The sequence below is a fragment of the Phytohabitans maris genome, from assembly GCF_031085175.1.
GTDB lineage: Bacteria > Actinomycetota > Actinomycetes > Mycobacteriales > Micromonosporaceae > Phytohabitans > Phytohabitans maris.
Map to the genome: position 1 here is coordinate 1 of NZ_JAVHUY010000023.1, position 18,134 is coordinate 18,134.

Sequence of the window (18,134 nt, forward strand, 5' to 3'; positions counted from 1 at the left end):
AGCGCTAGGGCCTGTACCAAAGTCGGTTTAGAGCCATTCGTTGATTGCGGCGATGTGCACGGTGGCTTCGTAGCGGACGGCTAGCTTGTCGTATCTGGTGGCCACGGCTCGGTTGCGTTTGAGCCGGTTGATGCCGCATTCCACGGCGTGGCGCTGCTTGTAGGTCTCGGGGTCGAAGGTTGGTGGCCGGCCGCCCTTGGCCCCGAGCTTGCGCCGGTTGGCGTCCTGGTCGGCCTTGGACGGGATGGTCGCCTTGATTCCGCGTCGGCGTAGGTAGCGGCGGGTGCCCTTGCTGGTGTACGCCTTGTCCGCCAGGGCCCGGTCCGGGCGGGTCCGGGGTCGGCCGCCGCCCAGCCGGGGTACCCGGATCCCCTCAAGCACCGCGATGAACTGCGGGTTGTCCCCGCGTTGCCCGGCGGTCAGCACGATCGACAGTGGCTTCTGGCCCTGCTCGCAGCCCAGGTGCAGCTTCGTGGTCAGCCCGCCGCGGGAGCGGCCCAACGCGTGGTCGGCCGGCTCATCGCGTACCCCGCCGGGCGGTTCGGCCTGCGCAGCTGCGTTCTTACGCGCCCCGGCGGCGTGCTGATGCGCACGGGCTACCGTCGAGTCGACCGAGACATCCCAGACGATCCGGCCGGCCGCGTCCGCCATGGCCTGCAGCGTGCTCAGGATCAGGGCCCAGGTTCCGGCGCGTTGCCAGCGTCGGAACAGGTTGTAGGCAGCCACCCACGACCCGTAGTACTCCGGCATGTCTCGCCAGGGCGTGCCAGCCCGGGTCCGCCACCGGATCCCGTCAATGAGCTGCCGTTTGGTCCATATCGGCGGCCGTCCGGCCTTCTTCGGCGTCGGCAGCAACGGCGCCAGCACCGCCCACTGCGCGTCGGTCAGGTCGTGCCGCCTCGTCACCGCTACAGTGGCCACGAGGTCTCCGTATAGATGGTCTTCTTGGTCGAAAACTCATCTACCGGAGACCTCGCTATCTACCGGTCCTGACACGCCGAAATTCCCAAACCGTCACCGACCGACTTTGGTACGCGGCCTAGGCGGGAGCGGTACTCACCGGTCTCGACCGCGACGACCGGCGCACCGCGACAGGCCGCGTTGACCACGGCTCCCAGCCCGACCGGGCCCAGCCCCGTGACCAGGACCCGGTCCGACGACGCGACGCCGGCTGTCTCGTACGCGCCGAACGACGCGCCTAGCGCGCAGCAGGCGAGCGAGGCGAGCTCGTCATCGAGGTTGTCAGGGATCGGGATGAGCAGGTCGTCCGGCTTGCGGATCGCCTCCGCGAGAGTCCCCAGCGGTTGCTCGCCAGTACGCCCGTACGGGCAGTGGATGTACCAGCCACCGCGACACATGTCGCAGCGTCCGCATCCGAGCAGTGGCATGGCGACGACGCGATCGCCGGGCCGGACCCGGCTGCCCCGGTCGGCCTGCTCGACGACGCCCACGGCTTCATGCCCGAGGGGTTCGCCGACCCGAGTGCCCGCGGTGAAGTCCTGGAACTCCGTACACAGTGGAGCCACCGTGACCCGTACGCGGGCGAACCCGGGGGACGCCGCGGGCTCGGGCGCCTCCACCAGATGCGCCCGGCCGGCGCCGGCAATTCGTGCCGCCTTCATCGCTTCAGTCACCGAAGGGCGACGGGGCGCCTGCCGGGCAGCCGCAGGACTGGCGATGGACGAACCGGGGCTTGAGGCGAATCGTCCGGGCCTGGGCGTCCGGGTTGCGTAGGCGTCGAAGCAGCAGACGCATGGCGTGCTCGCCCATTTGCACCGCGGGCTGGACCACGGAGGTGATCCGAGGGGCGAAGTGCTCGGCGTAGGGAAGTTCGTCGAAGGAGACCAGGGCAACGTCGCGCGGAGTCCGCATATCGAGGTCATGGAGGGCACCGAGGACCCCAGCGGTGATGTTGGTGCTGCTGGTGACCAGGGCTCGCGGGCGCTCGTTGCCTTGCAGAATCGGCCGCATGGCCGCGCGAACCTCGCGTTCGGTACGCACGTCGTCCACCACACGGTCGGAGCGCAGAGGTATGTCGGCCGCATCGAGCGCCTGCCGGTATCCTTCGAACCGTTCCTGCAGCGTTGGGACGCTGAGATCGCCAGCCACGATCGCGATGTCGTCGTACCCGTTGCCGATGAGGTGGTCCACGATCCGTTTCATCGGGCCGACGGTCTCCGCGCCGACCTGGTCGAGCCGGCGGCTGGCCAGGCGGTCCAGCAGGACCAGGGGAATCGAATCGGGCCGGAGCATCTCGTCGAAGCCGGCCAGGTCGTGCGATACCTCGGCGAGGATGATGCCGTCGACGCGATGCTCCTTGAACGTCTTGATCGCCTCCAGCTCCTGCTGCCCGTCATCCGCCGAACTGGCCAGCATCATCGCGTAGCCGGCGGCTCGGGCCTCCTTCGCGACGCCCTGGATCATCTGGCCGAAGACCGGCTGGGTCGGGTCGGAAACCACCACGCCCACCGTCTCGGTGGTGCTGCGGCGCATGGCGCGAGCCAGCCGGTCCCGCCGGTAGCCGGCGGCGTCGAGCGCGGCCTCGACACGCAGCCGCGTACTTTCCTTCACTGGGCGGGTGCCGTTGATCACATGAGACACGGTGGCGACCGAGACGTTGGCGGCGTTCGCGATGTCGGCCATCCTCACCATGTCAGAACGTGCTCCAATCGAACAGGACTCCCAGATGGCGCTGGGGGTCGTTGGCGATCCCCTGGTACGCATTCTGGCACTGCTCGGGCGCGAGGACATGTGTGGCCAGCGGGTGCGTCTGCAGCCGACCGGCGGCGAGCCAGGCGAGGATCTGCCGGTAGTTGTCTTCGATGGTGAACCGTGCCCGAGGCGTGCGTTTCGCGATGGGGTACCTCCATTCCAGGCCGCCGAGGACGTTGATGGCGAGCCAATGCACCCGGGCAAGCGCGCCGGTGAGGTCTGCGGAGTAGCGCACCCGCGGGGTGCCGAGCAGAACGACCGATCCGTACTGAGCCGTCATCTCGATGGCCTGCACTGCCAGCGAGGGCTGGCCGGTCGCCTCCACCGTGATGGCGGCGCCGTCGGCGACGTCTCCGCCCGAGCGCGAGCGCATGAACTCCACAGGATTATCGACGATCGGGTCGACGACGGTGGCGACGCCGCACTGCCGCGCCACGTCACGGCGCTCCGCGCTGGGGTCGAACGCGACAACCTCGCAGCCGGCGAGCTGGAACAGTTGGGCGGCGAGGTTTCCTACTAGGCCGAGGCCGACGACGGCGACCGGATCTCCCGCGGCGGCATGAGCCGCGCGCAGCGCGGTGATCCCGACACCGGCGAGGCGTGCGAAGACGGCGACCCGCGGGTCCAGCATGGCGGGGACCTCGACTGCGAAGAAGGCGGTGTCGCAGACCGCGATGGACGCGTGCCGGGACATGGTGAAGACCGATCGGCCGAGCATGCTCTGCGCCGGCCCGTCCCCCGCCGCCACCACCGTACCGACGTTGGCGTACCCGGTTCGGGCCGGGAAAACGGCCGTCCCGTCACTGACGCCGGCGCCGTCGAAGGCGGGAACCTGCGAGTAGATCGCCGGCGCGTCGCTCATCACGCCGGTGAAGTACGAGGTTTCCGTTCCGGGGCTGACCAGCGAGATGTCGCTGCGCACCAGGATCTCGGTGGGACCCAGCGCGCCCGGATCGAGCTCCACGGCTTCCAACTCGGCACGGTACGGCCGAGGGAACACGATCCCTGTGCCCTTCATGAGGCAGTCCCTTCCTGTCGCGGTCGACCACGCTGGACCCATGGTAGGTAATCGTTTGCGGAAGCGTCACTCCCTGCCTGCCATCTGGCCCGATATAGGCATTAGAGTCCGGTAAGTTTACGTCAGATTGTGACCGTTATTGTTTCGTTACCGTAAACGATTGCGCAAATCATTGGCACCGCCGTTGAATGACGCCACGGCAGAGCCGTCCAGGTTCCTCGACGGAAGGGGACAGCAATGCGAATCGTTGTGCGTCGCGGTCTTGTGGCCGCGCTGGTGGGAGCCATGGGGCTCGGTGTGGGTCTCGCGGGTTGTGGTGACGATGCCGGTTCAGCGGAGGTCGGCGGCCCGGGGTGCGAAGACTTCGCCGGCTACGGGAACCTGTCCGGCAAGTCGGTGAACGTCTACACGAACATCACGGCCCCGGAGGACCAGCAGTACAAGGACACCTTCACCCCGTTCACCCGGTGTACCGGCGCGAAGGTCGTGCTGGAGAGCTCCCGGGACTTCGAGGCCCAGCTCACCGTGCGGATACAGGGCGGGACCCCGCCCGACATCGCGCTGATCCCGTCGCCGGCGGTGCTCGCCACGGTCGTGCGTACCGGATCGGCCAAGGAGGCTCCGAAGGCGGTGCTGTCCAATCTGGACCAGTACTACTCGAGCACCTGGAAGGAGTACGGCACCGTCGACGGCAAGGTCTACGGAGCGCCCGCGGGTGCGTTCGTGAAGTCGATCGTCTGGTACTCGCCCAGGGTCTTCACCGAGCGCGGCTACCAGGTGCCGAAGAGCTGGGACGAGATGCTCGCGCTGTCCGACCGGATGGTCCGGGACGGCATCATGCCCTGGTGCGCGGGAGTCGCATCGGGCACCGCCACCGGGTGGCCGCTCACCGACTGGCTCGAGGACGTGATCCTTCGCCAGGAAGGCACTGCCTTCTACGACCAGTGGGTGGCGCACCAGGTGCCGTTCAACGACCCGCGCGTGGCGACCGCCCTCGACACCGTCGGCCGCATCCTGAAGGACCCGCGCTACGTCAACGGCGGCATCGGCGACGTGGCGAGCATCGCCTCGACGACCTTCCAGGATGCCGGACTCGGTGTGGCGACCGGCAAATGCGGCATGTACCACATCGGCGACTTCTACGGCTCCATCTTCCCGCAGGGCACCACGGTCGGCGAGGACGGCGACGTGTACGCGTTCCCGCTGCCGGCCATGAAGCCGGACGTCCCGCAAGCGACCGAGGTCGGTGGCGAATTCGCGGTCGCGTTCAACGACCGGGACGAGGTCTTCGCACTGCAGGCATACCTGTCCTCGCCCGCGGCCGCGAACGCCCAGGCCGCCAGTTCCACCACCAGCCGGGTCTCGCCCAACTCCGGCGTGGACGCGACACGGTACCCGAGTCCGGTGTCGCGCCTGTCCGCGTCCATCCTGGCCGATCCGAAGGCCGTCGTCCGGTACGACGGATCCGACCTAATGCCCGCGGTGGTCGGTGCCGGCACCTTCTGGAAGGAGATCACGAACTGGATCTCCGGTCAGAGCACCACCCAGACGCTGGACGCCATCGAAAAGTCCTGGCCGCACAACTGAGGGACACCCCCATGTCGGTAACCGAGAAGTTCGGCCAGATGGCCCTCGTCCTCGGAGTGTTCGCGGTCGTGTTCGCCGGGATCCTCGTCACGGTCGGGAGGCTGGAAACCCGCGGCAGGGCCGTCGCACCCATCCTCCTGACCGGTCCAGCCCTCCTGCTGCTCGGCGTGGGTCTGGTCTACCCGGCGATCCGCACGATCGTCGCGTCGTTCTTCGACGCGCAGACCCAGCACTTCGTGGGCATGGCCAACTACAGCACGCTGGTCAACGACCCCAGCATGCGACGAGTCATCGTCAACACGATGCTCTGGATCGTGATCTGCCCGATCGTGTCCACCGTCATCGGCATGGTGTACGCGGTTCTGGCCGACCGGGTCCGGTGGGAGGTGCTGGCGAAGACGCTTGTCTTCCTGCCGATGGCCATTTCGTTCGTGGGTGCGGCAATCATCTGGAAGTTCGTCTACGAGTACCGGGCCAACCAGCCCGACATCGCACAGATCGGCCTACTCAATCAGATCATCGTCTGGCTGGGGGGAGACCCTCAACACTTCGTCACCCGTGAACCCTGGAACACCCTCTTCCTCATGGTCGTCATGATCTGGATCGAGGCGGGGTTCGCTATGACGGTGGTTTCCGCCGCCATCAAGGGCGTTCCGTCCGAAACCATCGAGGCGTCGCGTCTGGACGGCTGCGGCGCGCTGCAGACCTTCCTCCACATCACCCTGCCGTCCATCCGCGCCGCCCTGGTGCTCGTGCTCACCGCCATCACCATCGCGGTACTCAAGGTCTTCGACGTCGTTCTCACCATGACCGGCGGGCAGTTCAACACGAGCGTCATCGCGAACGAGTACTACGCACAGACCTTCCGCTTCTTCAACGTAGGGGTGGGATCCGCCCTGGCCACCGTGCTGTTCCTATTCGTCATCCCGATCGTCGTCTACAACGTTCGCCAGTACCGAAGGGCCGACGCCTGATGACCACGCTCGCCGCCGCGGCCGCGCGCGCGAAGACTCGGCTGGGATCCCTGACGGCGACGGTCGCCACCGTCATCATCGCCGCCGTCTGGACCATACCGACCTTCGGCCTGTTGCTCTCCTCGTTCCGCCCCGAGGCTCAGATCAAGAGCACCGGGTGGTGGACGTTCTTCACCGACCCGCGCCTGACCCTGGACAACTACACCCAGGTGCTGTCCGGCGACTCCGCAGGGCTCGGCTCCATCTTCGTGAACTCGGTCGTCATCGCCGTGCCGGCGGTGATCATGCCCATCCTGCTCGCCGTGCTGGCCGCGTACGCGTTCGCATGGATCCGTTTCCCCGGCCGCGACTTGCTGTTCCTCGCCGTCTTCGCGGTCCAGATCGTGCCGGTCCAGGTCGCCCTGATCCCGCTGTTGAAGCTCTTTGTCAGCCTGCACGTCGCCGGCACGTTCTGGACACTGTGGATCGCGCACACGACGTTCGCACTGCCGCTGGCGATCTACCTGATCCACAACTTCATCGCCAAGCTGCCCGCCGAGCTCATCGAGGCCGCCCGGGTGGACGGGGCGACGCACGCCGCGATCATCTGGCGCATCGTCATCCCGCTGTCCATGCCCGGCATCGCGGCGTTCGGAGTTTTCCAGTTCCTCTGGGTCTGGAACGACCTGCTGGTCTCGCTAGCCTTCGCCGGCGGCGCCCCACAGATCGCGCCGCTGACCGTGCGGCTGGCCCAGCTGGCCGGAACGAACGGCACCCAGTGGCAGTTGCTGTCCGCCGGCGCGTTCATCGCGATCGCGGTCCCGCTGGTCGTCTTCATCGCCCTGCAACGCTACTTCGTCCGCGGCCTACTGACCGGAAGCAGCAAGTCATGACCGCGCGACCTCTGCCCGTGGCCCATCCCCGTCCGCGGCACGGCTGGATCAACGATCCCACCGCACCGCTGTACAGCAACGGACGGTACGACCTCTTCGTCCAGCACCATCCACAGGCGCCGACCTGGGGAACGATCCGGTGGGGCTGGCTGACCAGCCGGGACCTGGTGCACTGGCAGGAGCTGCCACCCGCCCTGACACCCGGTTCCGAGGGCCCCGACCGCCACGGCTGCTGGTCCGGTTGCTCCTTCCTCGACGACGACGGGCACCCGCGGCTGGCGTACACCGCCGTACAGCAGCACGACGGAGCCTGGGCACAGACCGTCGCACTGGCGACGCTGACCGGCACCGACACGTGGACCAAGGACCCGGCCAATCCGGTTATCTCCGGCCCGCCGCCCGGTCTGCGCGTCAAGGCATTCCGCGACCCCTACGTGTTCCGTGACGGCAAGAAGTGGACGATGCTGCTCGGTGCCGATGTCGACGGTCGGGGCGCCCTGCTCGGCTATCGCTCGCCGGACCTGCGTACCTGGGAGTTCACCGGTGTCGTACTGGCCGAGCAGCGACTCGACGGCCATCCGGCGCTGCGCGGCGCCGTCTGGGAATGCCCGCAGCTGGTCAAGCTGGGCGAGCGCTGGCTGCTCATCGTCAGCGTCCAGGAGAGCGGGATCCTGCTCCGCTCGGCCTGGGCACTGGGGGACTGGGACGGGAACCGCTTCGTGCCCACGGCCTCCGGAGTCCTCGACGAAGGAAGCCGCCTCTACGCGGCCGCCGCCCTGGTGCAGCAGTCCCGCGTACTCATCTGGGGCTGGATCCAGGAAACAGCCGCCGCGCTCGGCCCGGACGACTGGGCCGGGGCGTTGAGCCTTCCCCGCGAACTCTGGCTCGAGAACAACCAGGTGCGCTCCCGCCCGGCAGCCGAGTGGGCGTTGCTGCGAGAGGACCCGGTCACCCGTCACAGCGTGGCACTCGGCCGCCGCAGCCGCCTCCCGGGCGACCTCGACCGCTCGGTCAACCTGGCCCGGCTGCGCGGTGCCGCCGCCGACATCGAGGTCACCTGGGACAGCGACCCGACGGCCCGCCTGCTGTTGGGCCTCCGGGACGCCACCGGCAACGCCGTCGTACTTGAGTGGCGAGCCGCCGACCAACTGCTGACCGTCGCGCCGCGACTCGGGGGCGACCAGCTCAGCACCTTCCGGGTCGACCTGCTCCACCAGTGTCCACCATCGCTGCGAATCGTCATCGACGCGGGCGTCCTCGAAGTGTTCACCCCGGACGGCCGCGCCCTGACCGCGCGGTTCCCATGGCCCGAGCCCGCGGACCTCACCATCGTCGCCGCCGCCGTCGGCGGCGAAGTCACCATCGGCAGCTTCGCCGCCTGGCCGCTGTCCAGTTGGCACGCCAACAGTTAGGAGTCTCACTTGACCTCGTCCATCATTCCCCGCCGCGTGCTGTACAAGCCAGATGACGGCTACTTCGGCGACGCCAACCCCATCTATGCCGATGGCCGGTACCACATCTTCTACATCTTCTGCGCCAGCGACGACGTCGACCAGCTCAACGGCGTGTGGCGCGGTCTGGACTGGGCGCACATCGTCACCGACGACTTCGCCACGTTCGAAGAGCTACCGATGGCGCTCTACCGGGGGCGCCCGGAGGAGCGCGACCCCCTCGCCGGCGCCGGCTGCGTTGTCCAGCGAGGCCCGGACGACTACGTCATGTTCTACGGCGGCATCAACCCGGATCCACCCCCGGGCCGGCCGGAACAGGTGGTGCTGCGAGCCGTCAGTTCCGACCTGGTGACCTGGACCAAGGACCCGAAGTGGGAGATCCGCACCACGCCAGAGCACTACCTGCCGGACTGCTTCCGCGACCCGTTCGTCTGGCAGGACGCGGACAGCGGCGAGTGGCGAATGATCTTCGCCGGGCAGGTTCCGCTCACCAGCGGCCCCGAGCACCGGCGAGGTGCGGTCGGGTACGCGACCTCATCCGACCTGGAGACGTGGGAGTTCCACCCTCCGCTGTTCAACCCGGGCACGACACTGACACCGGAATGCCCGGAATACTTCACCCACAACGGTCGGCACTACCTGGTCTACTCGTCGTACTCGGAACGGTTCGCGACCCGCTACCGAGTCGCGGACCAGTTCGGCGGTCCCTGGCAGATTCCGGAGCACGACGCCTTCGACAGCAATGATGTCTACGCCGCGAAGACCGTCACCGATGGCCAGCGACGCTTCTACGTCGGCTGGCTGGCAACCCGGGGTATGGACCGCGACCTCGGTCATCGCCAGTGGGGTGGTCACCTCGTCGCGCATGAGCTGACCTCGCGTGCCGATGGGACGTGGGCCACCTCGCCGGTCCCTGAGTTCCTGCGACGTTTCGAGACACAGGACGTGCGGCCGTGCCCGCGGATCGGGGAATGGGATCTCGACTCGACGAGCGCCTCCTTCGACGGACCGGGCTTTGGCTGGTGCAGCCTTGGCCGGCTCGACGACACGTGCCTGCTCGACGTCACGATTGACGCCGGGTACACCGCCGAGGAGGTCGGTATCGGGCTGCGGACCAGCAGCGACTTCCAGAAAGCGCTGCTGATCCGGCTCGAGCCGCAGCACGGTCGAGTGGTCTTCGACCGGCGCCCGCATAAGATCGTCATTCCGTTCGATCCCGACGGCGACCGTGAGTACGTTTCCGCCGCGGACTTCGAGATCGAACGTCCTTTGCGGATCGACGAGTCAGGCAGGGTTCGCATCCAGGTCGTCCTCGACGGATCTTCGATCGTCGCCTACATCAACGATGTCGCCCTGTCCACCCGCGGCTACGGCCAGCCCGCTGGTGAGTGGGGCATCTACGCGGCGGGCGTGCACACGCCGGTGACCTTCCGCGACTTCCGCTTCGGAGTCGCTCGATCACGGTTGGGAGTCTGAGTGTGACTGATTGGCGCAGCGAACTTCAGGCCCGGATCGACGCACGGGCCCGCTCCGGCGAAGCCTTCATTCTCGCCGGAGCGGGTGTCGGGCTGGTGGGTAAGGCGGCAGTGTCGGCCGGCGTCGACGCCGTGATGACGTACAACATCGCCCGGTTCCGGATGGATGGCCACTCTTCCCTGCTCGGCTACCTGCCCTACGGCGATGCCAACGGCATCACGCTCGATCTCGCGGCGCGCATCATCCCGGCCGCCGGGGGTACGCCGGTGATTGCCGGCGTCGGGGCCGCGGATCCGTACCGCGACCTCGGCCGGCTTCTCGACCAACTGCTGCGGCTTGGATACGCCGGAGTTGTCAACACCCCCACGTCCGGCACCTACGACGGAGCCTTCCGTGCCGAACTGGAGAAGGCCGGTCTGGGCTACGACCGCGAAGTCGAGATGGTCCGCATCTGCCGCCAGCGAGGGATCTTCTCGCTGGTCTATGTCTTCGACACCGATGACGCCCGGCGCATGGCCGAAGCCGGAGCCGACGCGATCTCGCCGCACCTGGGCACCACAGGCTCCTTCAGCGACTTGGAGGAGGCACTGCAGGACGCGGTCCACCGCACCGAACAGATGGCACGGGCGGCCCGGGAAATCGCCCCGAACATCCACGTGATCGCCCACGGCGGCCCCCTGGAAACCCCCGCCGCAGTCGCCCGGGTGCTGGCCGAGACCTCCGCGGTCGGCTACATCGCGGGGTCCTCGCTCGAGCGGATACCGGTGAACGAGGCGGTGCGGGCGAGCACGAAACAGTTCCGCGCGATCCGGCTCCGGGCATCATGAGCACCGACCGGCCATCCGTCGCCGTCATCGGGTCGCTGGACACCAAAAGCGAGGAGTTCGCCTATGCGCTGACCATCCTGCGCAGGGCCGGCATCGACCCGGTGATGATCGACTGCGGCGTGGTCGGCGATCCTGCCTGGCAGCCGGACATCGGCGCCGACGAGGTCGCCCGCGCCGCCGGGCACAGCCTCGCCGAGATGCGCGGCCGCCGGCACGAGGCGGGGGAGCGAGGTCGCATCATCGAGCAGATGGCGCAGGGCACCGCGGTCGTCACCCGGCGCCTGTACGACGAAGGGCGGATCGCCGGCGCCTTCGGGATGGGCGGCGGACAGGGCTCCACCATGGTCAGCGCATCGCTGCGCGCGCTGCCCGTCGGTGTCCCGAAAATGCTGCTGTCGACCATGACGCCGGACAACGCCGGGGGCTACTTCGGCGGGCACGACCTCGCCTTCCTCTACTCGATCGCCGACATCTCGGGTCTGAACCGGGTCACCCGGCAGGCCATCGCCAACGCCGCGAACGCGGTCGCCGGCATGGTACTGCAGCGGCCCGACGCCACCCCATCGACCGCGCCGCTCATCGGGATCACCATGTTCGGCACCACCACCCGTGCCGGGCACCGCATCCAAGAACGCCTCCACGCAGCTGGCTTCGAAACGGTGGTCTTCCACGCCGTCGGAAGCGGGGGGCGCGTACTTGACGGCATGATCGACGCAGGGGAGATCGCCGGTGTCGTCGACCTTACGCCCAGCGAGGTCACCGATGATCTGTTCGGCGGTGTCTTCACTGCTGGGCCCGACCGGATGCGCGCCGCCACCCGCGCGGCCATCCCCCGAGTCGTCGTCCCGGGTGCCGCGGCGCAGATCACGTTCGGTGCCAGACCGACCGTGCCCGGCCGCTTCCTCACCCCGAATCGTGTCCTGCTCTCCCACAGCCCCACCGTGACGATCGTGCGCGCCAACGCCACAGAATGCGCGCAGATCGGGAAAGAGCTGATGGATCGCATCGACGGCGCGGTCGCCACCGAAGTGGTGCTGCCCCGTGGCGGACTCTCCGACTACGAGATGGCCGGTGCCGCACTGGACGATCCGGACGCGGACGAGGCCCTCTTCGACGCCGTTCGCGCGTCCGCGCCCGCCGGAGTCCCGGTGCTGGACAGACCGGAGGACATCAACGCGCCGACCTTCGCCGACTTCGTCGTCGACCGCTTTCTCGCGCTATGGAACAGGAGTCTCACGTGAACACGCTGATGGACAAGACCGCGATCCTGGATCGGATGCGCGCCCAAGTGGCCGCCGGCAGCCCGATCATCGGTGCCGGGGCCGGCATCGGGCTCTCCGCGAAGTGGGCCGCCGCCCGGGGCGCCGGCCAGGTGATCGGCTTCAACGCCGGCAAGTAGGGCCCCCCCGCCCCCCCCCCCCGGGGGGGGGGCGGGGGGGGGGGGCCCCCCCCCCCCGCCCCCCCCGCCGCCGCCCCCGACCTGATCATCGTCTACAACTCGGGAAAGTACCGGATGGCCGGCCGCGGATCGACCGCCGGCTACCTCTGCTACGGCGACGGCAACGGGATCGTGGCGGACATGGCGCCGGAGGTCATCCCGATGGCCGCAGACGTCCCGGTCGTTGCCGGCGTCTGCGGGACAGACCCGTTCCGGATCATGCGCGTCTACCTCGAGCAGCTGGTCAAACTCGGCTACTGCGGCGTGCAGAACTTCCCCACCGTGGGCCTCATCGACGGCCTGTTCCGCCAAAGCTTGGAAGAGACCGGCATGGGCTACGACAAAGAAGTCGAGATGATCCGCGAAGCGGCCGGGTTCGGGCTGCTCACCACGCCCTACGTCTTCACAGAGGAGGAGGCCCGGCTGATGGTCGACGCCGGTGCCGACATCATCGTGGCGCACATGGGCGTCACCGTTAAGGGGACGATCGGCGCCCAGACGTCTATGAGCCTCGACGACGCGGTTGCCCGATGCGACGCCATCGCGGGTGCGGCCAAGGCGGTCAACCCCGAGGTACTCGTCCTGTGCCACGGTGGCCCGATCGCTGAGCAGGACGAGGCCGCCTACGTCTTCCAGCACAGCCGCGACATCGTCGGCTTCTACGGCGCGAGCAGCACCGAGCGCATCCCCACCGAGCGGGCCATGACCGCCAAGATGCGTGAGTTCAAGGCCCTGAACCTGACCCGATGACCCCGACAAACGAGGAGCAGCCATGTTCTCCGTCATGACCTTTGTCCGGCGACGCCCGGAGATGTCCCTCGAGGAGTTCGAGCACTACTGGCGGTCCGTTCACGTGCCTATCACGCTCGCTCACACCGCGGTGAAGCGGTATCGAATCGGCATCTACCGCGACACCATGGGAGATGGCATCACGCAGCCGTGGGATGGATGGGCGATCCTGACGTACGAAAGCCGCGAGGCATGGGAAGCCGACGAGCAGTCGCCGGAGTCGATCGCTTCCCAACAGGACGTACCGAAGTTCCTCAGCGCCCTCCACGCGGTCGTTGTCGACACCACCGACTATCGCTAAGCCTTGATCCACCGATCGATGCCGTAGTGTGAATGACCGTGTCGGGCCACCGGGGATCTGTCGTGGATGATCAGTCCCACGGCTTGGAGGCGACCCCGCCCTAGGCGTGGAACCTGCTCCACCGGCGCTATTTGTCACCCAAGGTGACATGAGGGCGCCGTGCGTCCTAGCAGGTGGGCTCGGGTTGGCTCGCCGCGTTCCGTTTCGTTTGCATGATCCTGGCGGCCGCGGGTGGGGATGGGTGTTTGCGGCCGGACCCGCAACTGGAAAGGTTGCGGGCGTGGAGCCTGAGAAGGAACGACCGGTGCGACAGGCGACGGCGCGTGACGCGGTTGTGGTTGCCGAGCTGCTGGACGCCTTCAACCGGGAGTTCGACACGCCGTCACCGGGGACGAAGGTGCTTGCCTCGCGCCTTCGGCGTCTGGTGGCGGGGGAGGAGCTGGTGGCCGTTCTCGGCGGCGAACCGCCCGTCGGGGTCGCGATCATGTCGTTCCGTCCGAGTGTCTGGTACGAGGGTCCGGTCGCGACCCTGGATGAGCTCTATGTGCGGCCCGGCATGCGTGGGCGGCGGTTCGGCCACGCCATGTTGGAGGCCGTGTGCCGGCTGGCGCGGGCACGAGAAAGCCGCGCGGCAGCGCGAGGCCGCACTCGACCAGTTGCTCACCCAGTCCGCCGTCGCGCTGACGTTCATGGTAGTGCTCTCCGCCGGTCTGGGCTGGCTCGTCGCCGGGCGGATCCTGGGCCGGCTCGCCGCCATCACCGCCACCGCGCACCGCCTTTCCACAGTGGACCTGCCGCACGCGCGGATCGGCCTGGCCGGCCCGGACGACGAACTCAAGGGCCCGCCCCCATGCCGGCACAGCGGGCGTACGCGTGCACTTCACGCACGGTCCCGCACCAGCTGTCGGCGACCCCGTCCTCCTCGAATGGCTGGTCGCCAACCTCGTCGGCAACGCGATACGCCACAACCACTCCGGCGGCTGGCTCACCGTGGCGACATCCACACAGGACGGTGCGGCGGCGCTGCTGGAAGTGACCAACAGCGGGCCCGTCGTGCGATCCCACGAGGCCGACTCCCTCTTCGACCCGTTCCGCCGCCTGGACAACGCCAACCACGCCAACGACAACGGCTTCGGCCTCGGACTCTCCATCGTCCGCGCCATCACCGACGCCCACCATGGAACGGTCTCCCTGCACCCCCGCGCCGAACGCGGACTAGCCGTGCGGGTAGCACTCCCCCGACGCTGACGACGGTTACCGCGTGTGAGTGGCGTCGGCACCGGAGCTCGGGCTGGACCGTCGAGGTCTGAGCAGTAGGGCGGCGAGTTCGGTGTCGATGACCTCGATGGCGTAGGGGGTGGTGTCGGGGGTGATCGGGCGTAGCAGGCCGAATACTTCCATGGAGACGAGGCCGTGCAGGTGCACAAACAGGTCGAGCCATGCGGCGAGGGCCTCTGTCGGCAGCTGCTGTCCGTGCCGTTTGGACCAGGTTTGGAGCTGTTCGGCGGTGCCTGGTGACTGGCGGGCGGCGCGCCGGTGCAGCGTGTCGGGGTTGAGGCGTTCTTCTGCGTAGGCGCGGGCGACTAGTCCGAGGGTGAACCGGCCGATGCGGGTGCCGGCCCGCACGGTGTGTTCGGGTGGCGCGATGTAGCCGGGGACCGGCGTGCCGTAGGCGAGCCCGAATTCGGCCGGGTGGGCTACGGCCCAGGCCCGGTACGCGTGCATGACCCCGTGGAGCGCCTCTCCCACGTCGTCGTGCGCGCCGCCGGCTTCGACGGCGTCGGCGTGCGCGTCGAACGCGGCGACGATGAGGTCGGTCAGCAGTTCGTCGCGGCTCGGGAAGTACCGGTAGAGGGCGGAGACGGCGATCCCGACGTCACGGGCGACGGCGCGCAGGGACAGGCCGGCGGCCCCGGACCGGCGCAGTTCCTCGAGGGCGGCGGTGCGGATGGCGGCGAGCAACTCCTGACGGCGGCGGGCCCGTAGGCCGGTGGAAGCGGTCGTCATCCCACCATGGTCACACAAAGCGAGAACAGTGTTCTTGACAGACCTGGAAAGAAGAGCGATGCTCTTGTCGAGAACACTGTTCGCTATTTGTTCGGCCTTGCCTGGGAGGTCCCTTCCATGACGACCGCCGCCACTGCGACGACCGCACCGACCGACGCCCGCGACCTGTTCACCAACCGGTGGCTGCTGCTGTTCCTCGCCGTCTGGGCGGCCGCCACCGTCTATATCTTCACGACCGACCGGTCCGTGCTGCCGCTTAGCGACCAGGAGCCGATCGGGTACTTCGCCGGCATTGGCGGCGGCATCGTCAGCCTGGCCGTCCTGTTCTGCCTCGTGCAGCGCCGTGCACCGCTCGACCACCGCAACGCCCCCGACTTCCGCAATCCCGGCAAGGAGACTGCCGGCCTACTGGCTTGGATGGCAGCGGTCCTGGCGGTCGGCAGCCTGTTCGACATCCGCACACACATCGCGTTCGTCGGGCTCGCCCCCGGCGCGCAGGCGGTCTGGGACCAGCAGACCCCCACGACCACCCTCACCTGGGCGATCTTCAATTTCGTCACCCTCGCGGTGCTGCCGTACTGGTTCTTCCGCTACCGGCTGGGCTATCGCCCGGACAGCATGCTGCTGCGCTTCGACCGGCCCAAGGTGTGGGTGCCGTACGCCATCCTCGTCGGACTCCCGCCGATCTTCTTCGTCGCCACCCCGGAGTACTACACGACCTCAGTCGCCGGGCACGCGCTCACCCTCGCGCTGTTCACCCTCGGGTCGTTCCTGCCCATCATGGTCACGACCCAGGCGCTGCTGACCCCGCGGCTGTCGGTCCTGGCGCGATCCTGGGTGACCGGATCGGTCCTGTCCGCCCTCGCATACGGCGCCCTCAACATCACCGAGGCGTTCCTCGCCTGGGGGTCACTCGCGCAGCTCGCCCTGTCCCTCGCCTGGTTCATGCAGGTCGCGTTCTGGGGTCTCGCGAAGGCCGTCACCACGCTGCGGACCGGCAACGCCTGGCTGCACATCGCGACCACCCACACCATCCACCTCGCCGAGGCTCCAGCCGTTGCGACCACCTTCGACCTGCGATGACCGCGACCTTGCTGGCCCACACCGCGCACCTCGCACCCCACAGCGGCGCCGAGGGATACACCGGGGTCGTGCTCCTGCTCATCGGCGCGGCGATGGTCCTGTGGTGGACCCGTCGACGAGACAGTTGAAGAAGAGGGCACGATGGCGACGCCCGTTGGGACGACCCGCGGATCAAGACGGCGCCGCGCATGACCGTCGAGCTCCTGGACAGCTTCAACGCCAACGATTCGGCGGTGACCTGGGACAGCCGGAACGGTCAGTCGAACGCTTACCAAGTGCCGGCGGTCGTACACATCCGAGGCGCTGGCCGTTACGGCGAGAGTTCGCTGTCCACACGAGTCACTTCGGCCGTGGGGGAGCGGTCGAACCGTAGCGCGAGCACGGCACCACCGCAGGCGAGCGCGGCGACGCCGCCCACCAGCAGGCCGTACCGGGGTCCGACATACGTGCCGATCGCACCGACGAGCGGCGCGCCGAGCACGCTTCCGCCCCGCCAGAAGATCGCCCATAGCGACATCACCCGGCCCCGCATGGTGGGGGCGCATTCCATTTGCAGGAGGGTCTTGGCCATCGAGCTGAACGTCACAGCGGCGGAGCCGACAAACGTCAATGCCACATACGCGAGTGGCAACGTGGGGGCCGCCGACGCCACGCAGATCAAACCTCCCCACAGCAGGGCGGAAATCGCGAGCGACCGCACGGTCACCACACGACGTCGCGCCGCGACCAGTCCGCCGACGACAGAGCCGACCGCGAGGCAGGCGAGCGCCGCGCCGTACGCCTCGGCTCCGGCGTGAAACGTGCCCGTGGTCAGCAACGGGAGCGACACGGGGAACTCCCAGGTCAGAACCCCCGTGACGATCACCATCATCAGCGGGTAGCGCAGTTCCGGTCGGCTGGCCACATAGCGCCAACCCGCCAAAATCTGCCCCTTGGCCTTCGCCACGCGCTCGGTCGGGACGAGGGCCGACGTCCGCATGACCAGCAGGCTGCCCACCACGGCCAGGAACGAAACGGCGTTGATGAAGAAGCAGGGCGTCACACCCATGGTCGCGATGATCCCGCCCGCGACGCCCGGCCCGACGACCCGGGCCAGGTTGGTGGAGATCGAGTTGAGGGCGATCGCGTTGCCGAGGTATGGCCGGGGCACCAGCTGACTGATCATGCTCTGACGCGGCGGATTGTCGAACACGCTGACCAGGCCGAGGAGGAGAACGAGGACCAAAACTGTGGCGACGTTGGCTGTGCCGGACAAGGAGACCAGCGCCAGCGCGAAGGACAGTAGCGCCGAGCACGTTTGAGTCAGTGTGAGGAGCCCTCGGTTGTCCACCCGGTCGGCTAGCAGGCCGCCCCACGATCCGAGCAGAAAGAGCGGCGCGTAGCGGGCGGCCGTGACGACTCCCAGCACCGTGCCGCTGTGGGTCAGCTCCAGGACCAGCCAACCGATGGCGAGATTCTGCATCCAGTTGCCGGCTACCGAGATGCTCTGCCCGACGAAGTAGAGGCGATAGTTGGGGACACGTAAGGAGCTAAACATCGATACCGGCGACTCTGCGCTGGCCCGGCGCCAGCCGCTGATCCGGTCGCGCAAGCCGCGGC

General features: G+C 68.2%; 19 protein-coding genes and 1 pseudogene. 14 read left to right on the forward strand and 6 right to left on the reverse strand.

Annotated features, from left to right (window positions below):
* Positions 1 to 27: 27 nt before the first annotated feature.
* Genes RB614_RS23720 through RB614_RS23735 form a run of 4 tightly spaced genes read right to left on the reverse strand, consistent with a single transcriptional unit; the run spans position 28 to position 3,676 of the window.
* A complete protein-coding gene (locus RB614_RS23720) occupies positions 28 to 921 on the reverse strand; it encodes an IS5 family transposase (RefSeq protein ID WP_308714812.1) in 894 nt (297 codons plus the stop codon).
* Between the two features lie 59 nt (positions 922 to 980).
* Positions 981 to 1,634, reverse strand: coding sequence for an alcohol dehydrogenase catalytic domain-containing protein (locus RB614_RS23725; RefSeq protein WP_308714813.1), 654 nt, complete (start codon positions 1,632 to 1,634; stop codon positions 981 to 983).
* On the reverse strand, positions 1,627 to 2,643 hold the full coding sequence (locus RB614_RS23730; protein ID WP_308714814.1) for a LacI family DNA-binding transcriptional regulator: 1,017 nt from the start codon (positions 2,641 to 2,643) through the stop codon (positions 1,627 to 1,629). Before RB614_RS23730 ends, RB614_RS23725 begins: the two co-directional genes overlap by 8 nt.
* A gap of 10 nt (positions 2,644 to 2,653) precedes the next feature.
* Positions 2,654 to 3,676 carry a zinc-dependent alcohol dehydrogenase gene (locus tag RB614_RS23735; protein WP_308714940.1) on the reverse strand — a complete coding sequence of 341 codons (1,023 nt, stop codon included), beginning with the start codon at positions 3,674 to 3,676 and terminating at the stop codon, positions 2,654 to 2,656.
* A gap of 291 nt (positions 3,677 to 3,967) precedes the next feature.
* On the opposite strand from RB614_RS23735, the gene RB614_RS23740 reads away from it, so the two are divergent.
* The 12 genes and pseudogenes from RB614_RS23740 to RB614_RS23790 all read left to right on the forward strand — a co-directional run bounded on the left by RB614_RS23740 (position 3,968) and on the right by RB614_RS23790 (position 14,693).
* Entirely contained in the window at positions 3,968 to 5,317 is a 1,350-nt protein-coding gene (locus RB614_RS23740) for an ABC transporter substrate-binding protein (protein WP_308714815.1), read from the forward strand.
* 38 nt (positions 5,318 to 5,355) lie between these two features.
* Complete coding sequence (locus RB614_RS23745; RefSeq protein ID WP_308714816.1) at positions 5,356 to 6,291, forward strand: carbohydrate ABC transporter permease; 936 nt, start codon at positions 5,356 to 5,358, stop codon at positions 6,289 to 6,291.
* Positions 6,291 to 7,163, forward strand: a complete 873-nt coding sequence (locus tag RB614_RS23750; protein WP_308714817.1) for a carbohydrate ABC transporter permease — start codon at positions 6,291 to 6,293, stop codon at positions 7,161 to 7,163. Before RB614_RS23745 ends, RB614_RS23750 begins: the two co-directional genes overlap by 1 nt.
* A complete protein-coding gene (locus RB614_RS23755; RefSeq protein WP_308714818.1) occupies positions 7,160 to 8,575 on the forward strand; it encodes a glycoside hydrolase family 32 protein in 1,416 nt (471 codons plus the stop codon). Before RB614_RS23750 ends, RB614_RS23755 begins: the two co-directional genes overlap by 4 nt.
* 9 nt (positions 8,576 to 8,584) lie before the next feature.
* Positions 8,585 to 10,090: a glycoside hydrolase family 32 protein gene (locus tag RB614_RS23760; protein WP_308714819.1), complete on the forward strand. Its 1,506-nt coding sequence runs from the start codon at positions 8,585 to 8,587 to the stop codon at positions 10,088 to 10,090.
* Between the two features lie 2 nt (positions 10,091 to 10,092).
* A complete protein-coding gene (locus RB614_RS23765; protein ID WP_308714820.1) occupies positions 10,093 to 10,917 on the forward strand; it encodes a phosphoenolpyruvate hydrolase family protein in 825 nt (274 codons plus the stop codon).
* On the forward strand, positions 10,914 to 12,158 hold the full coding sequence (locus RB614_RS23770) for a Tm-1-like ATP-binding domain-containing protein (RefSeq protein ID WP_308714821.1): 1,245 nt from the start codon (positions 10,914 to 10,916) through the stop codon (positions 12,156 to 12,158). The genes RB614_RS23765 and RB614_RS23770 overlap by 4 nt, the downstream gene beginning before the upstream one ends.
* The gene (locus RB614_RS23775; RefSeq protein ID WP_308714822.1) at positions 12,155 to 12,316 is read left to right on the forward strand and encodes a phosphoenolpyruvate hydrolase family protein; all 162 of its coding nucleotides are present in this window, start codon (positions 12,155 to 12,157) and stop codon (positions 12,314 to 12,316) included. Before RB614_RS23770 ends, RB614_RS23775 begins: the two co-directional genes overlap by 4 nt.
* 81 nt (positions 12,317 to 12,397) lie before the next feature.
* On the forward strand, positions 12,398 to 13,105 hold the full coding sequence (locus RB614_RS23780) for a phosphoenolpyruvate hydrolase family protein (protein ID WP_308714941.1): 708 nt from the start codon (positions 12,398 to 12,400) through the stop codon (positions 13,103 to 13,105).
* Between the two features lie 22 nt (positions 13,106 to 13,127).
* Entirely contained in the window at positions 13,128 to 13,445 is a 318-nt protein-coding gene (locus RB614_RS23785; protein WP_308714823.1) for an EthD family reductase, read from the forward strand.
* Positions 13,446 to 13,593: 148 nt separating this feature from the next.
* Positions 13,594 to 14,055 (forward strand): annotated as a pseudogene (locus RB614_RS44330) (GNAT family N-acetyltransferase); the annotation flags it as partial.
* A 263-nt stretch (positions 14,056 to 14,318) separates the two neighbouring features.
* The gene (locus RB614_RS23790; protein ID WP_308714824.1) at positions 14,319 to 14,693 is read left to right on the forward strand and encodes a sensor histidine kinase; all 375 of its coding nucleotides are present in this window, start codon (positions 14,319 to 14,321) and stop codon (positions 14,691 to 14,693) included.
* A 6-nt stretch (positions 14,694 to 14,699) separates the two neighbouring features.
* On the opposite strand, the gene RB614_RS23795 is transcribed toward RB614_RS23790, so the two are convergent.
* Positions 14,700 to 15,452: a TetR/AcrR family transcriptional regulator gene (locus tag RB614_RS23795; RefSeq protein ID WP_308714825.1), complete on the reverse strand. Its 753-nt coding sequence runs from the start codon at positions 15,450 to 15,452 to the stop codon at positions 14,700 to 14,702.
* A 117-nt stretch (positions 15,453 to 15,569) separates the two neighbouring features.
* Here RB614_RS23795 and RB614_RS23800 point away from each other — a divergent pair, with 117 nt between their 5' ends.
* On the forward strand, positions 15,570 to 16,535 hold the full coding sequence (locus RB614_RS23800; RefSeq protein WP_308714826.1) for a hypothetical protein: 966 nt from the start codon (positions 15,570 to 15,572) through the stop codon (positions 16,533 to 16,535).
* Positions 16,532 to 16,663, forward strand: a complete 132-nt coding sequence (locus RB614_RS23805; protein WP_308714827.1) for a hypothetical protein — start codon at positions 16,532 to 16,534, stop codon at positions 16,661 to 16,663. Before RB614_RS23800 ends, RB614_RS23805 begins: the two co-directional genes overlap by 4 nt.
* A gap of 182 nt (positions 16,664 to 16,845) precedes the next feature.
* On the opposite strand, the gene RB614_RS23810 is transcribed toward RB614_RS23805, so the two are convergent.
* Positions 16,846 to 18,126, reverse strand: a complete 1,281-nt coding sequence (locus tag RB614_RS23810) for an MFS transporter (protein ID WP_308714828.1) — start codon at positions 18,124 to 18,126, stop codon at positions 16,846 to 16,848.
* Positions 18,127 to 18,134 lie beyond the last annotated feature (8 nt).

Coding starts and splice junctions, on each gene's coding strand:
- RB614_RS23730 (WP_308714814.1), bottom strand. CDS start 2,643: ATGGCCGACATCGCGAACGCCGCCAACGTCTCGGTCGCCACCGTGTCT.
- RB614_RS23740 (WP_308714815.1), top strand. CDS start 3,968: ATGCGAATCGTTGTGCGTCGCGGTCTTGTGGCCGCGCTGGTGGGAGCC.
- RB614_RS23745 (WP_308714816.1), top strand. CDS start 5,356: ATGGCCCTCGTCCTCGGAGTGTTCGCGGTCGTGTTCGCCGGGATCCTC.
- RB614_RS23750 (WP_308714817.1), top strand. CDS start 6,291: ATGACCACGCTCGCCGCCGCGGCCGCGCGCGCGAAGACTCGGCTGGGA.
- RB614_RS23755 (WP_308714818.1), top strand. CDS start 7,160: ATGACCGCGCGACCTCTGCCCGTGGCCCATCCCCGTCCGCGGCACGGC.
- RB614_RS23770 (WP_308714821.1), top strand. CDS start 10,914: ATGAGCACCGACCGGCCATCCGTCGCCGTCATCGGGTCGCTGGACACC.
- RB614_RS23785 (WP_308714823.1), top strand. CDS start 13,128: ATGTTCTCCGTCATGACCTTTGTCCGGCGACGCCCGGAGATGTCCCTC.
- RB614_RS23795 (WP_308714825.1), bottom strand. CDS start 15,452: ATGACGACCGCTTCCACCGGCCTACGGGCCCGCCGCCGTCAGGAGTTG.
- RB614_RS23800 (WP_308714826.1), top strand. CDS start 15,570: ATGACGACCGCCGCCACTGCGACGACCGCACCGACCGACGCCCGCGAC.
- RB614_RS23805 (WP_308714827.1), top strand. CDS start 16,532: ATGACCGCGACCTTGCTGGCCCACACCGCGCACCTCGCACCCCACAGC.